Source organism: Salinivibrio sp. AR640, assembly GCF_001995405.1.
Lineage (GTDB): Bacteria > Pseudomonadota > Gammaproteobacteria > Enterobacterales > Vibrionaceae > Salinivibrio > Salinivibrio costicola.
In genome coordinates, this window is the sequence record NZ_MUFD01000007.1 from 18,469 (window position 1) to 32,472 (window position 14,004).

Here is a 14,004-nt window from a genome sequence, read left to right on the forward strand (position 1 = left end):
CGCTACTGGCGCGTCACCTCAGTGTAAGATACGTGCACGTATGGTGCCTTCAATGGCTTTGAGTTTTTTCAATGCTTTATCCGCTTGCTCCATCTCCACATCAATGACCACATAACCAATCTGTGCCGACGTTTGTAGATACTGAGCGGCAATGTTAATGCCCTCATCGGCAAAAGTGGTATTAATTTTGGTGAGCACACCCGGGCGGTTGGCATGAATGTGCAGCAAGCGTGAGCGACCTTGATGCTCAGGTAATGACACTTCAGGGAAATTAACACACGATAGTGTCGACCCGTTGTCCGAGTATTTGATTAATTTTCCTGCCACTTCAAGGCCAATATTTTCTTGGGCTTCATGGGTCGAACCGCCAATATGTGGCGTGAGTAACGCATTATCAAAGGCCTGCAGCGGTGAACTGAACGCTTCTTTATTGGTTTTTGGTTCCACAGGAAAGACATCGATAGCGGCCCCTGCGAGGTGCTGACTTTCTAAAGCGCCGCATAGCGCGTCAATATCAACCACGGTCCCTCGTGAAGCATTAATAAAGATTGCACCCGGCTTCATGCGTGCGAACGCGTCGGCATCAATCATATTTTGTGTGCTTGCGGTTTCTGGAACATGCAAAGAAACAATATCACTGCGATTCAGTAACTCTGTTAGCGAGTTAACTTGAATGGCATTACCGAGTGAAAGCTTGTTGTCGACATCATAGTAATAGACTCGCATTCCGAGGTTTTCGGCCAAAATACTGAGCTGAGTACCAATGTGGCCATAGCCAATGATCCCAAGCACTTTGCCGCGCGCCTCGTAAGAACGTTCAGCCGATTTTAACCATTCGCCACGGTGAGCCTTGGCGTTTTTCTCAGGAATGCCGCGCAGTAGCAACAAAATTTCACCCAGTACGAGCTCGGCGACGCTGCGAGTATTTGAGAAAGGCGCGTTGAAAACCGGGATACCGCGTTTCGCGGCGGCATCGAGATCAACTTGATTGGTCCCGATACAAAAGCATCCGACAGCCACCAGTTTTTTGGCCTGCTTAAAAACAGCTTCGGTGAGCTGGGTACGTGAGCGTAACCCAACAAAATGCGCGTCTTTGATCGCGGTTTCAAGGTCTTCACCGGTGAGTGAGCCTTTGTGATACTCGATATTGGTGTAACCCGCTTGTTTGAATGCTTCAACGGCTGTGGGGTGGACGCCTTCGAGCAGTAAAATTTTTATCTTATTCTTGTCCAATGAATAGTGTGACATGTGGGCTGTTCTCTTCCTTAGAAACAATAGTGGGTCGCAATGTTGCGCCTGAACGCCGGGAGGCATCGTCACCCTTTCCCCTAGATTTCTGGTGAAGACAGTGCAACGGGTGACGTGGTCAGTAGCCTGATCTTTTTACGCCAAGTCGCACATGGGCCTGCGATGAACCGGTATCAGAACAGTGACCAAGATAACAAAAATTCATATAAGGGGTAAGAATTATCCGTTCTATGCCATAAAAAAAGCACCTTTAAAAAGGTGCTTTTAACTTATTGATTACATTGAGCGCAAACGTTTGGTTTTTAATGCTGCTAATGGGCGGGTATAAGCCGTTGATCTGCAGGATTATGCGTTTATTCTGCCACTTTTTTCACCCCAGAATCGGTGCCGGTTAGGACGATATCGGCACCGCGGTTGGCAAATAAGCCTACAGTCACCACGCCCGGGATCCCATTAATGGTATCTTCGAGACCTTTAGGATCCTGAATCTTGAGGTTATGAACATCCAGGATAACATTGCCGTTATCAGTCACCACGCCTTGACGATAGCAAGGATCACCGCCCAGCTTGACAAGCTCTCGTGCCACGTAAGAGCGGGCCATTGGGATGACTTCGACAGGGAGCGGGAACTCGCCAAGCACATCGACGTGTTTGGTATCATCGATAATACAGATAAATTTATCGGCAATGGCGGCAACAATTTTCTCGCGCGTCAATGCGGCGCCGCCGCCTTTAATCATATGATTGCGCTTATTGATTTCGTCCGCACCGTCAACATAGATATCGAGGTGACCCACTTCGTTGGCATCAAAGACTTCAATCCCTAACGCTTTTAAGCGCTCGGTCGACGCGTCTGAGCTTGATACCGCCCCTTTGATTTTTTCTTTCATTGGCTCAAGGGCATCAATAAAGTAATTCACTGTCGAGCCGGTGCCAACGCCAATAATACTGCCTGGCTTAACATACTCTACCGCCGCTTCACCGGTGGCTTTTTTCTTTTCGTCCTGGGTCATGGTAACTCCTGCGTAACGGGGAATAAGGCGTGATTATAGCGAAGCCAAATCGTGGCGTCAGGCTATGGGTCGCGAAATCGATGCGAGTCAACGTCTAAGTTGGCGAAATGATGGCTCACCAATGCCAGTGTTGGCTTGGTGTCAGTATATGGGGTAAAGGAATATCCCATTGCTCGCAAGGTAATGAATGCCAACGTTGGCAATCATGGGCGAGGCCAATGGCGGTCGCATTTGGCGCGCACAAACCCAGCGTGCGATCATAATAGCCGCCACCCATGCCTAGGCGCTGGCCGTCGGCGTCAAAAGCCACTAATGGCGTGGCGATGATGTCCAGTTTTGAGCTAGGGATCAGGGTGCGAATATCTAAAGTGGGCTCGGCAATGTTATAACGATTAAGGCGCATGCGCGTGTGAGGGTGGTACTGTAAAAACAGCAAATGGCCGCGACTGAACGGATGAACAACCGGTAAATAAACCTGTTTTCCTGCCTGCCAGCAGGCGTTGATTGCCGGTTGGGTGTCCAACTCACCGTCAAAAGAGAGGTATAAGGCGATACGCTGCGCATGAACGACGTCAGGTAATGTCATAAAGCGTGCCGCAACCTGCTGGGCCGCCTCGGTTTGCTGTTCAGGCGAGAGCTGGCGACGCGCGTGACGGATGGTTTGGCGAATCTGCTGTCTGGGCTGCATAACTGTCCTTAATGCTAGCCTGTAAAGGAGGGCCCCGGGATGCCGTTGGGATCGATGGCCCTTGAACCCGCTGGTTCAAGGCGGGTGGGTAGTATAAACCGTAGGCTTCTCGGTACGAGCCGAGCTTGCTCAGTAGCTTATAACAACACACCCTTCGGTTTGCTTATCGGCTCAGGGACGTTGATCCGCTGACAAACACCCCAGGGAATTCGATTATTTTTGCGATCCTTGCACTGCCACTGCTTTATCGAGTTGGGCAGTCATCAGGGCGGTCCGTTGCTTGACCTGATCTTCAACTGTCTCCAACGCTTGTTTGGCATCATTTAATTCATGACAAACATTCAAAGCGGCAATGGCAATTAGCTGCTCTGTATTGGTTACTTTAGTGCGCTCTGCCAGCCGATGCAACCGTTGATCGAACTCGTTTGCTGCATCTTTAAGCGCTTGCTCTTGTCCAGGCGGACAATTGACGCGAACAAGGCGATCCAGGATTTTAATTTCAACCGGTTGTGTGTTCATAGTCCCAAGCTGGCTCCTCATACGGCCCGCAATGTCGAGGGCCAGATACAGAATAATGGCGCTATTCTAGCAATTATTTTCCCGAATACACTACATCGAAAGCCGCCTTGGTGAGTGATGCAGAGAATTTAGACAAAAATGGACACCGAGGGGTTGATCTTTATCATCGTGGCAACGGCCTTCCTGCTTTTACACTGGGCTTGTGGCCACCATAATGGACAGAATAATTCTGCATCGCACAAGCTGGCCAAGAATCACGGGTTTTTTCGCTGAGTGATTCAGCCCTGTGGTGTGAAATGCTAAACTAACCCACTTATTTTTGAGCGCACGACCAAGGGCAACATTGTGACTGAAACCCGTTTACCCGCATATGCGAAGACTGCAGAAATATTAACAGCAGATAGCCTGGCGGTTACGCCGGCAGAAATGCATGGATTGATCGCCGGCATGCTAAGTGGTGGCTTGGCACTGGAAGAGGGGAGTTGGCTAACCATGCTTTATGATTATACCAACCAAGGAATGGGCTGGCCGACCGAGTCAAAAACCTTGGCCATGCAAAGCTACCATCAATTGAAAACCCAACTGACAGGAACGGATTTAGATCTCGATATTTATGTTCCGGATGATGAACACTCGGGTGTCGTTGCCCGTGCAGAAGCGTTAGTGGAATGGATTAATACCTTTCTTGCTGGCGTTGGTCTGATTGGGACAAAGGGGCGTAAACTATCCAAAGACGTCACAGAAGCGCTCAGCGATTTAAAGGAAGTGGCGCAGTTAGGGATTGACGAAGACGGGGATTTGCAAGAGCAAGCGGACTTGCTTGAGCAGGTTGTTGAGCATGTGCGTGTGTGTAGCTTGGTTGTCCATGCCGAGCTTGGCGCACGTCTTGAAACTGACGACGAGACGCCAAAAACACGCCATTAACCGCAATGACGTCTGCGGTTTGAGGCGTGGTGATGACTCAGGGTGAGGAAAAGTAGGATGAAAGCCTATGACATAGTGATTGCTGGTGGTGCAATGGCTGGCGCAACCGCGGCACTGGCGTTAGATACGCTAAGTGGCGGGATGTTACGTATTGCGGTCGTTGAGGCGATGGTGCCAAACCATGGTGATCATCCAGGTTATGATGCGCGGAGTATCGCGTTAGCCGAGGGCAGTTGCGCTGCTTTTGAGCAACTGGGACTTTGGGAGGCGTTGGCGCCGTTTGGCACACCGATCCAACATATTCACGTTTCAGATCGTGGTCATGCTGGGCAAGCGCACATTGATGCGCAAACGCAGGGCGTGTCATATCTCGGTCAGGTCATTGAACTGGCAGATGCCGGCGCGGTATTGCACCAAAAACTGCATGCGCGTCCCGCCATCGATGTCTTTTGTCCTGATGCAGTGATCGCGATTGAGCGAAAGCTTGACGCTGTTACTGTCACACTCAAACAAGGACAATCGCTAACGGCATCATTACTCATTGCCGCTGATGGCGGTCGCTCGCCTTGTAGTCGTTTGCTCCATCTCCCCCGGCAGCAGCACGACTTTGGCCAAGTGGCTGTGATTGCCAATGTGTCTACGGCGCTTCCGCATCAAGGTCACGCCTTTGAGCGTTTTACCGACACGGGGCCCGTCGCGTTACTGCCCATGTCGCAAGGACGTTGCTCATTAGTGTGGTGCATGACTCCCGATGAGGCGCAACCGCTCACCCAAGTCAGCGATTCGGTTTTTTTACAACGCTTACAACAGGTTTTCGGTTGGCGTCTTGGTAAGTTACTTCATGTCGGAGAACGTCACGCCTATCCGCTGGTGCTCAATCAGGTCGTGCGGCCAGTGAGTCATCGCGTGGCGGTGGTTGGCAACGCAGCACAAAGTTTACATCCCATTGCAGGACAAGGCTTTAACCTCGGCCTGCGAGATGTCATCACGCTGGCTCAAACTGTCAGCGCAGCCTTCCAGCGCGGGCAAGATATTGGCGCGATACCGGTCCTGATGGATTATGCCAGTCAACGCCAGCCAGACAGAGATACAACCGTCGCACTAACATCAGGGCTCGTTCATCTTTTTTCTAATCAGAGTGCACTACTCGCGGCCGCACGGAACGCAGGTTTGGGGTTGATGTCGACCATAGAAAGGGTGAAACAACCCCTCGTGCAACGCACCATAGGATGGGTAGAACCGAAATGAAGATGATCAATGCAGATGTCGCGATTGTAGGTGGTGGAATGGTGGGGCTAACACTTGCCGCCTCACTGGCAGAAACGGACTTACGCATCGTTGTGATTGAAGGTAAAAAACCGGTAACAACACTAGACGATCTACCAGAAAACCGTGTATCGGCACTGAGTCGCGCGAGCGAGAATATGCTTCGTGCCTTAGATGTTTGGCCGGGTATCGTCGCACGCCGACTGGCAAGCTATCAAAAAATGCACGTTTGGGAGAAAGATAGCTTTGCGCAAATTGATTTTGACGCACAGGCATTTGGTCAGCAAAACCTAGGACACATTGTTGAAAACCGCGTGATTCAACTTGCCCTGCTCGACAAAGTGCAGCAGCAGAGTAATGTCACCATGCTCATGCCTGAGCAGTGCCAGTCTATGATGCAAGGTGAGCGCGAAACCTGGTTGCAATTGGCCTCGGGAGGTGGTGTGACGACAAAGCTGGTTGTCGGAGCCGATGGCGCTCGCTCATGGGTGCGCGAGCAAGCACACTTTCCATTGGTTCAGCGAGATTATGGACACCATGCTGTGGTGGCAACGGTACGTACAGAAGCCCCTCATCAAGGCGTCGCGCGTCAGGTTTTTACGCCTGATGGCCCTTTAGCGTTTCTACCACTGTCCGACCCGCATTTATGTTCCATTGTTTGGTCGGTGCCGCCTGAACAAGCGTCGGAGTATCGCGACATGGCGTCTGATGGATTCGAGCGGGCGCTCACGGCTGCCTTTGACGCTAGATTAGGACGATGTGAGGTGGCCGGACCGCGTGCGAGTTATCCTCTTACCATGCGTTATGCTCAGAATTTTGCCTCTGAGCGCATTGCCCTTATCGGTGATGCCGCACATACCATTCATCCGCTTGCCGGCCAAGGGGTGAATTTAGGGATGTTAGATGCGGCCGCGTTAGCACAGACGCTCGCGCAACTTTCAGAAAAAGGGAAAGATGTGGGGGCGTATGCGTCACTGCGTCATTTCGAGCGTTGGCGTAAAGCGGAAGCCATGCAAATGATTGCGGCGATGCAGGGATTTCGGAGCTTGTTTGATGGTCAAAACCCAGTGAAAAAGCTCGTTCGTGGTGTAGGTATGCGCGCGGTGAATCACCTACCCGGCGCCAAACAGCCCTTTATGGCCAAAGCCTTGGGGCTAGAGGGAGAGCTCCCTGATCTCGCGAAGCCACCTGCTCGGCGCGTCCATTTTTCATGATCGTGTGGCAACGGAAATTGGCGAAAAAAAGAAAATATGCTAAACAGCATGACGAACAGCTTGTCTGGAAGTTTGTATTTACCGACGGATGTTGCACATTAGCACTGGGTACAACCAGAGCACTGGCTACAACCTGAGTATTGGGTATAACAAGGTCACTGGGTCTAACAAGGAACAATATTATGAGCGATATTCCATCCGGATTAAAATTTACTGAGACGCATGAGTGGGTGCGTCCTGAAGGGGAAGGCCTCTTCACCATTGGCATTTCCGATCATGCTCAAGCGTTGCTTGGTGATATGGTTTTTGTTGATTTACCTGATGAAGGTGACACCTTTGATGCCGGGGATGATTGCGCAGTGGCCGAGTCGGTCAAAGCAGCGTCAGATATTTATGCGCCGATTTCCGGGCAAGTGATCGCCGTGAATGAGGAGTTGGATAGCGCCCCAGAGTTAGTCAACAGCGATCCTTACGGCGATGGTTGGCTCTTTCAAGTTCAAGCCACTGACGAATCAGAAATTGATGCCTTGTTTGATGCACAAGGGTATGAAGAAACCTTAGGCGACCAAGATGCCGATTAAGGTGTAGTATCAACCGTGTGCCACTAGCATTGACAAGTAAGGGATCCTGGCGGGATCCCTTTCTGTTTATTGGCTTCCCGGTAAGTGACGTCGGCGTGATCAAGCGCCGCGGTCACCTGTGTTTGCCAAGCCGTATGGGAGATGCCAAGCTCACTACTTATTCATCGTCAGTCAGAGAGTAAGGTAGAGGCTCACGCTGCCAGATAAACTCTGGCGCATCCGCTAGGCGAAATGCTGTCTCGTCATCGAGGTTGTTTGGCAGAACCGCTAGCACTGCTGCCTGGCCATTAGCTTGACGGTAACCGGTAATCACGGTTCCACCAGAGCGCCAGTTTTCACCGACAGAACGCTCGATTTTATCCCCTGCCACCGGTATATGTGTGGCTTGTCCTGTGAGTTTATACATGGCCCGCTTGTTTATTCCTCGGTATTTAGCGCGAGCAACGGTCTCTTGGCCGGTATAACAGCCTTTGGTGAAGCTGATCGCATTCAAAGCCTGCAAATTCAACGATTGAGGAATAAATTCACCACTGGTTGCGGCTTCTATGCGAGGGAGTGCGGCATCGATTTCATATCGATCCCAATATTCACTGCTGAGAAGGACCGCGGACGACTGATACTGATTCACGAGCGCGGTTGCCGCCTCGGGAGTGATCGCGAGTAACCAACGATGAGGCGCGATCATCACCGCCGTTCCCTGCTCGCCCTGGCGGACGTTACCTTGTGGGCCAAAGTGGTCAGTCACCCACTTTTCCGCCTGAGTGCCAACCACGCCAAGAAGTACGCAGTCGACTTTATCAAATGCGATCTTAGAGAAGATGGCGTATTTTTTGACTTCCTGTAATTGGGTTGCCTCAATCGATGCCGGCTGCACCATGGCTAAGCCATCTTGGAAGTGGAAAAAACGTAACACGGACCAGACTTTACCTTTTGGATCGCAATGCGCCGCTAAGGTTGATTGATCCACGTCGAGCTGCTCAATATCGCAAGTGAGCTGGCCTTGTAAGTATGACTTAGTGTCGTCGCCACTAATTTTGGTTAATGCCCAATTATCGAGGGCAACAATGGCCAGTTCCGGCGTCTGGTCACTGGGGTGTTGTGCCGCAGGCTCAAAAGCTTGGGTTTGATACCATTCGCTCATATAAATCACGCTCTCCGTTGAGAAAACACAGGCTATCTCTCGTATAGTAATGGTGCATAACAGGCTTGTCAGCCTTTGTATTGTAAGGGTATTGCGCCAAACGACGGATTAACGCTAGAGAGCTCTCAGATTCGTCGTTTCTTTTTCGGGAAAAGTGGTCGCCAGACCCTGGCGTTGATAGTATCCATCCACTGATATCAGTGATAGAGGTCAACATGGTTAACACTGAAGATAAAGCGCGAATTCGTTGGGCATGCCGTCGGGGGATGCTGGAGCTTGATGTATTAGTCATGCCCTACTTTGAGGCATGCTACGACACATTGAATGAAAATGAAAAACAGGATTTTGTCGCATTTTTAGAAAGCGCCGACCCGGATCTGTTTGCCTGGCTGATGGGGCATGGTAAACCTGAAGACCCCAAGATGGTCTCTGTTGTCGAGAAGGTGGTTGCCTATAACCGAAGTAAGTTGCGTACATAGCCAACTCCATTGCCCGCGCTATGTCACCGTCTGTTTATTCCTGGTCGGGATGATGGTGGCATGGCTATTGGCGGTGCATGTGTCCCTCCCGCTTTGCGCGCGTGCTTTCCTGACGCTTCACGTTGTCCGTGAATTGATTCACTTTCAACACCGACTGGTCGAGAGTACCGGCTGTGTCACTGTGTATTTTGATGATTGGATAAGGCTACCCAGCGGCGAACGTCAACCCATCACATGTATCTGGGCGACGCCTTGGCTGATGATGCTCAAAGCGCAATCGGATGCGCGCTGTTTGTATTTGTGGCGCCATGGCTTGCCGGACTATCATTTTCGTCTGCTTTATCGGCATTATTGTCAACCAAAGCAGGATGGTTTGTGACATATTTATGACGCCTTGGTTGCCTTGCTTTACTTTTTCCTAACATCGCCGATAGTTAGTGCAAGTACGTGATTAATCCAGTCTTGCTCTGAAGGTGTTGTAGGGTCGTTATGAAAATAAAATATAAGTTGCTTTCTCTTACCGTGATGTCGGTGTTGGCATTACTCGCGGTGATGGCTGCGGCGTGGAACGCGGAAACGCGGTTAGATAAAATGCATCGCCAGTTAACCGCGGTGTCCGATCTCGAGGTCGTACTGCTTAATTTACGCCGTAATGAAAAAGACTTTCTTGCTCGGATGGATCCCAAATACCTCTCTCGGTTTGAAAATAACGTCGCAACCTTTAATCAGCAACTGACCGACTTTAGAGCACGCAGTGCCTCCCTTGGGTTAGAAACCGTCACGATTGATGACGTCAAGACAGCCATGCAAGCTTATGCAAATGGGTTCAACGAACTGGGTGACGGCTACCAAACATTAGGTTTAACGACAGAGCAAGGCTTAAGAGGCCAAATGCAAAGCGCGAGTCAAGCGCTCGTGGCCGCAACTGAAAACGATATTGTGTTGGAAAGCAGTGCTCGCTTGTTAGTGGCGGACGCCAAGCTGTTTGTTCAAAGCAGTCATCTGGACTATGTCGACCAATACCAAAATCATATGAATGCCTTAACAGATTATCTGGAAGGTGATCTATTGGCACTGTTTAAAGCTCACCAGTCTGAAGTTGAAAACGTTGTCGCGCAGAAAAAAGTACTAGGTTTGGCGCCAGATAAAGGGCTTTTGGGCGAGATACGGAGTCAAACGCATCAAGTGGAAAAAATGTTTGATGCGTTAAGCAAAGAATACCAACAAGCGATCGATCAAGCGCTACGCCAGACCATGATAGTGACGGGGTCGATAGTATTGGTGTTAGCGATCATCATGACGGTGGTTTCTCTGTGGATGAACCGAGGTATTCAACGGCGCATCGCGCTGTTCAGTCAGCAGATGGCGGCCATTACTCAGCAACGGGATCTGACCTTGCGCGCCGATGAGGCTGGGCAAGATGAAATTTCACTGATGGCAAACGATGTCAATCAGATGCTGAGTAGTATCCAAAAAATGGTGGTCGATGTTAGCCGAGCGGTGCAGGCTTTACACCAAAGTGCAGAGCAGGTGGAGTCTCGCACCGAGCAAACCGGAACCGCACTGGCGACGCAGCTGGATGAAACGACCCATGCTGCAACGGCGATGAATGAAATGGAAAGCACGATTCGGGATATTGCCGGCAATACCGATCAGGCGGCTGATAACGCGCGAACCAGCCTAGGTCGTGCGCAAAATGGACAGCAAGTGGTGGATGATACCCGGACGATGATCATGACATTGGCCGAGACACTCAGCAATACCAGTAACGAGGTGCTTGAACTGAGTAAGCTGTCTGAGACCATTGGCTCGGTATTGGATGTCATTAAAGACATTTCAGAGCAAACGAATCTGCTGGCGCTCAATGCTGCCATCGAGGCCGCGCGTGCGGGGGAGCAAGGACGAGGGTTTGCAGTAGTCGCGGATGAAGTGCGTCAATTAGCAACTCGTACCCGGCAATCGACCGATGAAATATCGGGCATTATTACCTCGTTGCAAGCGCAAACACAGTCAGTTGCAGAGCGTATGGAGCAAAGTCGAGAAGATGGCGAAAGCTCTGTCACCAAAGTAGATGCCGCCTCGCAAGAGCTGTCACAGATTATGCAAGATATGCAACAGATTATGGATATGAGTACGCATATTGCGACGGCGATAGAGCAGCAAAGCTCGGTTGCCAAAGAAGTTAACCAGAACGTGCACAACATTCAAGACATTGCCCAGACGAGTACTGAACGCGCGAGCCAAAACCGTCAAGCTGCTCATCAAGTCGCAGAAGAAGCGGCTAACTTAGAGCGGGCCGTAAGTGAATTTAAAAGCTAATCATACGGCCAGTCGAGAGACTGGCCGTTGTTTATTGCGACGATACCATGCGCCACATTAGCAAGGCTGATCGGGAACGAGGATGGTCGGACCTGATTGGGCATGAGTGTCAGGATAGTCAATGGTGTAATGTAGACCACGACTTTCTTTGCGTTGCATGGCACAACGCACCATCAATTCAGCGACTTGGAGTAAATTACGTAATTCGAGCAAGTTATTCGAGACACGAAAATTAGCGTAGTACTCGTGCGTTTCTTGTTTAAGTAGCTCAATGCGACGCAAAGCACGTTCTAAGCGCTTGGTTGAGCGCACAATCCCCATGTAATCCCACATAAACAGGCGCAGCTCATGCCAATTGTGCTGAATCACCACTTCCTCATCGGAACAAATGACTTGGCTCTCATCCCAAGCTGGCAACGCTGTGTGTGGCTCTATATGGTCTGAATGGGCTTTAATATGCTCAGCGGCAGACCACGCATACACCACACATTCGAGCAACGAGTTAGAAGCCATGCGATTTGCACCGTGTAGCCCGGTATAACTCACTTCACCAATGGCATATAAACCAGGCAGATCCGTGGTGCCATTTTTATCCACCATCACGCCACCACAGGTATAGTGAGCGGCCGGAACTATCGGGATGGCGTCTTGGGTCAAGTCAATGCCGTACTCTTTTAGCTTCTCGTAAATGGTGGGGAAGTGCTTGGTGATAAATTTCGGATCTTTATGGCTGATATCGAGATACATACAATCAGCGCCAAGCCGTTTCATTTCATAATCAATCGCACGCGCCACGACATCACGGGGAGCAAGCTCACCACGCGGATCAAAGTCTTGCATAAAGCGCGATCCATCCGGGCGTTTTAGGTGCGCACCTTCACCACGTAATGCTTCGGTTAGCAAAAAGTTACGCGCGTCAGGGTGGTATAAACAAGTCGGGTGGAACTGATTGAACTCAAGATTCGCGACACGGCAACCTGCTCGCCATGCCATCGCAATACCATCACCAGAAGAGACGTCTGGGTTAGAGGTGTACTGATACACTTTAGACGCGCCACCTGTTGCCAGCACCACATAATTGCAGCGGACAGTTTCTACAACTTCTTGATTGCGATTCCAAATATAGGCCCCTAACACATGATTAGGGCCGCCGAGTCCGACTTTTTTACGCGTGATAATGTCCAGCGCGTTATGACGCTCGAGTAGGGTGATATTAGGATGTTGTCGAACGTTATCTTGCAATGAGTTTTGCACCGCCATACCGGTTGCATCGGCGGTGTGTAGAATACGTCGATGACTATGACCACCTTCGCGAGTGAGATGATAACGCGGGGTTTCATCATCACTGTCTTCTTGATCGAAGGGCACGCCGCCATCAATCAGCCATTGAACACAGTCTTTGGCGTTACGGGCGATAAAGTCGACAACATCGGTATCACAGATACCGCCACCGGCTATTTGTGTATCTTCGACATGGGACTCCACTGAGTCTTGTTCGTCAAAAACAGCGGCGATGCCGCCTTGTGCGTAGAGTGTCGCCCCTTCACTGAGAGGGCCTTTACTGAGTACGATAACCCGGTGCGTGGGCGCCAAACGTAGCGCCAACGATAAGCCAGCGGCACCGCTGCCGATGACCAACACGTCACATTGATGTTCCTGAGTTGTGGTCGTCATGATCCCTAATCCTCTTTCTGCGCTCCCAATGTTACACCAATTTGACGCGGCCGCGCGCGCTAAGATCAAATCCAGTCTTGCTTGGGTGAAAGTTTGCAACCGTGGCATTGTTTGGGGGACAATACACGCAGCCAAAGACGCGCGCTTTGGTCATTCCGTCACAGTAATGTGATTTCACGCATAATAAAACCAACATGGTGAGGAACTTTTCTCCTAAGCGGTCATCGAATTCTCAGCGAAAGCTCGCAAGCGGGTTTAACCGCGCTCTGACAACGTCGGACCTAGAATGTCGATAATCGGGCGAAAAGATCAACCAAGGAGTAAACGCTCGAATGGGCGAGCAGCTAACCGACCAGGTTCTAATAGAACGTGTACAGAATGGTGACAAGCAAGCTTTCAATCTGTTAGTCGTCAAATATCAAAATAAGGTATGTAACCTTATTGCCCGCTATGTAGGCTCACACAGTGGTGATATTCCGGATATCGCACAAGAAGCGTTTATTAAAGCGTATCGTGCTTTGCCGGGGTTTCGTGGCGAAAGTGCGTTTTATACTTGGTTGTATCGCATTGCAGTGAACACCGCGAAAAACCATTTGGTGGCACAAGGACGACGTCCACCAGGCAGCGATATTGATGCCGACGAAGCAGAAAATTACGAAAGTGGGGGGTCGTTAAAAGAAATATCGAACCCTGAAAACTTGATGTTGTCTGAAGAATTGAGGCAGGTGGTGTTTTCGACCATTGAAACACTGCCTGACGACTTAAGAACCGCAATCACCTTACGCGAGCTCGATGGGCTCAGTTATGAGGAAATTGCACAGGTAATGGATTGTCCAGTCGGTACGGTACGGTCGCGTATATTTCGAGCGCGTGAAGCGGTAGAAAAGCGCATCCGGCCACTGATGAAACGGTAACGAGTTTTACTGGCTGCATGACGG

At 50.5% G+C, this 14,004-nt stretch carries 14 protein-coding genes and 1 other RNA gene; 8 read left to right on the plus strand and 7 right to left on the minus strand.

All coding sequences use genetic code 11. From position 1 onward, the window contains the following. Window positions 1–18 precede the first annotated feature (18 nt). From serA to zapA, 5 genes are all read right to left on the minus strand, one after another. Window positions 19–1,248 (minus strand): phosphoglycerate dehydrogenase, encoded by a 1,230-nt coding sequence (gene serA / locus BZG75_RS05625; protein WP_077576425.1) that lies wholly within the window; start codon window positions 1,246–1,248, stop codon window positions 19–21. 353 nt (window positions 1,249–1,601) lie between these two features. After that, window positions 1,602–2,261: a ribose-5-phosphate isomerase RpiA gene (rpiA, locus tag BZG75_RS05630; protein ID WP_077576426.1), complete on the minus strand. Its 660-nt coding sequence runs from the start codon at window positions 2,259–2,261 to the stop codon at window positions 1,602–1,604. Between the two features lie 115 nt (window positions 2,262–2,376). Beyond that, the gene (locus tag BZG75_RS05635; protein ID WP_021022117.1) at window positions 2,377–2,949 is read right to left on the minus strand and encodes a 5-formyltetrahydrofolate cyclo-ligase; all 573 of its coding nucleotides are present in this window, start codon (window positions 2,947–2,949) and stop codon (window positions 2,377–2,379) included. A 27-nt stretch (window positions 2,950–2,976) separates the two neighbouring features. Further along, window positions 2,977–3,159, minus strand: a non-coding RNA gene (gene ssrS / locus BZG75_RS05640) — 6S RNA. Between the two features lie 3 nt (window positions 3,160–3,162). Continuing rightward, the gene (gene zapA, locus BZG75_RS05645) at window positions 3,163–3,468 is read right to left on the minus strand and encodes a cell division protein ZapA (RefSeq protein WP_077459802.1); all 306 of its coding nucleotides are present in this window, start codon (window positions 3,466–3,468) and stop codon (window positions 3,163–3,165) included. A gap of 345 nt (window positions 3,469–3,813) precedes the next feature. Between zapA and BZG75_RS05650 the strand changes: the two genes are divergently transcribed. The 4 genes from BZG75_RS05650 to gcvH all read left to right on the plus strand — a co-directional run bounded on the left by BZG75_RS05650 (window position 3,814) and on the right by gcvH (window position 7,453). Then, a complete protein-coding gene (locus BZG75_RS05650) occupies window positions 3,814–4,392 on the plus strand; it encodes a UPF0149 family protein (protein ID WP_077459801.1) in 579 nt (192 codons plus the stop codon). A 57-nt stretch (window positions 4,393–4,449) separates the two neighbouring features. Then, entirely contained in the window at window positions 4,450–5,640 is a 1,191-nt protein-coding gene (ubiH, locus tag BZG75_RS05655; RefSeq protein WP_077576427.1) for a 2-octaprenyl-6-methoxyphenyl hydroxylase, read from the plus strand. Continuing rightward, window positions 5,637–6,872: an FAD-dependent 2-octaprenylphenol hydroxylase gene (locus BZG75_RS05660; RefSeq protein WP_077576428.1), complete on the plus strand. Its 1,236-nt coding sequence runs from the start codon at window positions 5,637–5,639 to the stop codon at window positions 6,870–6,872. Before ubiH ends, BZG75_RS05660 begins: the two co-directional genes overlap by 4 nt. Window positions 6,873–7,054: 182 nt before the next feature. Then, the gene (gene gcvH / locus BZG75_RS05665) at window positions 7,055–7,453 is read left to right on the plus strand and encodes a glycine cleavage system protein GcvH (protein WP_021022112.1); all 399 of its coding nucleotides are present in this window, start codon (window positions 7,055–7,057) and stop codon (window positions 7,451–7,453) included. 157 nt (window positions 7,454–7,610) lie between these two features. On the opposite strand, the gene ygfZ is transcribed toward gcvH, so the two are convergent. Next, window positions 7,611–8,594 (minus strand): tRNA-modifying protein YgfZ, encoded by a 984-nt coding sequence (gene ygfZ, locus BZG75_RS05670; RefSeq protein ID WP_077576429.1) that lies wholly within the window; start codon window positions 8,592–8,594, stop codon window positions 7,611–7,613. Window positions 8,595–8,809: 215 nt separating this feature from the next. Between ygfZ and BZG75_RS05675 the strand changes: the two genes are divergently transcribed. From BZG75_RS05675 to BZG75_RS05685, 3 genes are all read left to right on the plus strand, one after another. Then, window positions 8,810–9,073, plus strand: a complete 264-nt coding sequence (locus tag BZG75_RS05675; protein ID WP_077576430.1) for an FAD assembly factor SdhE — start codon at window positions 8,810–8,812, stop codon at window positions 9,071–9,073. Then, complete coding sequence (locus BZG75_RS05680) at window positions 9,042–9,452, plus strand: hypothetical protein (protein WP_131825135.1); 411 nt, start codon at window positions 9,042–9,044, stop codon at window positions 9,450–9,452. Before BZG75_RS05675 ends, BZG75_RS05680 begins: the two co-directional genes overlap by 32 nt. A 110-nt stretch (window positions 9,453–9,562) precedes the next feature. Then, on the plus strand, window positions 9,563–11,392 hold the full coding sequence (locus BZG75_RS05685) for a methyl-accepting chemotaxis protein (protein ID WP_077576432.1): 1,830 nt from the start codon (window positions 9,563–9,565) through the stop codon (window positions 11,390–11,392). Between the two features lie 57 nt (window positions 11,393–11,449). Here the strand turns inward: BZG75_RS05685 and nadB are convergent, their stop codons facing one another. Next, the gene (gene nadB, locus BZG75_RS05690; protein WP_077576433.1) at window positions 11,450–13,066 is read right to left on the minus strand and encodes an L-aspartate oxidase; all 1,617 of its coding nucleotides are present in this window, start codon (window positions 13,064–13,066) and stop codon (window positions 11,450–11,452) included. A 332-nt stretch (window positions 13,067–13,398) separates the two neighbouring features. Between nadB and rpoE the strand changes: the two genes are divergently transcribed. Next, a complete protein-coding gene (gene rpoE, locus BZG75_RS05695; protein ID WP_021022105.1) occupies window positions 13,399–13,980 on the plus strand; it encodes an RNA polymerase sigma factor RpoE in 582 nt (193 codons plus the stop codon). Window positions 13,981–14,004: the final 24 nt, after the last annotated feature.

What these genes read in the sequence shown, in the direction of transcription:
- serA (WP_077576425.1), bottom strand. Translation starts at nt 1,248, where the DNA reads ATGTCACACTATTCATTGGACAAGAATAAGATAAAAATTTTACTGCTC.
- rpiA (WP_077576426.1), bottom strand. Translation starts at nt 2,261, where the DNA reads ATGACCCAGGACGAAAAGAAAAAAGCCACCGGTGAAGCGGCGGTAGAG.
- BZG75_RS05635 (WP_021022117.1), bottom strand. Translation starts at nt 2,949, where the DNA reads ATGCAGCCCAGACAGCAGATTCGCCAAACCATCCGTCACGCGCGTCGC.
- zapA (WP_077459802.1), bottom strand. Translation starts at nt 3,468, where the DNA reads ATGAACACACAACCGGTTGAAATTAAAATCCTGGATCGCCTTGTTCGC.
- ubiH (WP_077576427.1), top strand. Translation starts at nt 4,450, where the DNA reads ATGAAAGCCTATGACATAGTGATTGCTGGTGGTGCAATGGCTGGCGCA.
- BZG75_RS05660 (WP_077576428.1), top strand. Translation starts at nt 5,637, where the DNA reads ATGAAGATGATCAATGCAGATGTCGCGATTGTAGGTGGTGGAATGGTG.
- gcvH (WP_021022112.1), top strand. Translation starts at nt 7,055, where the DNA reads ATGAGCGATATTCCATCCGGATTAAAATTTACTGAGACGCATGAGTGG.
- ygfZ (WP_077576429.1), bottom strand. Translation starts at nt 8,594, where the DNA reads ATGAGCGAATGGTATCAAACCCAAGCTTTTGAGCCTGCGGCACAACAC.
- BZG75_RS05675 (WP_077576430.1), top strand. Translation starts at nt 8,810, where the DNA reads ATGGTTAACACTGAAGATAAAGCGCGAATTCGTTGGGCATGCCGTCGG.
- BZG75_RS05685 (WP_077576432.1), top strand. Translation starts at nt 9,563, where the DNA reads ATGAAAATAAAATATAAGTTGCTTTCTCTTACCGTGATGTCGGTGTTG.
- nadB (WP_077576433.1), bottom strand. Translation starts at nt 13,066, where the DNA reads ATGACGACCACAACTCAGGAACATCAATGTGACGTGTTGGTCATCGGC.
- rpoE (WP_021022105.1), top strand. Translation starts at nt 13,399, where the DNA reads ATGGGCGAGCAGCTAACCGACCAGGTTCTAATAGAACGTGTACAGAAT.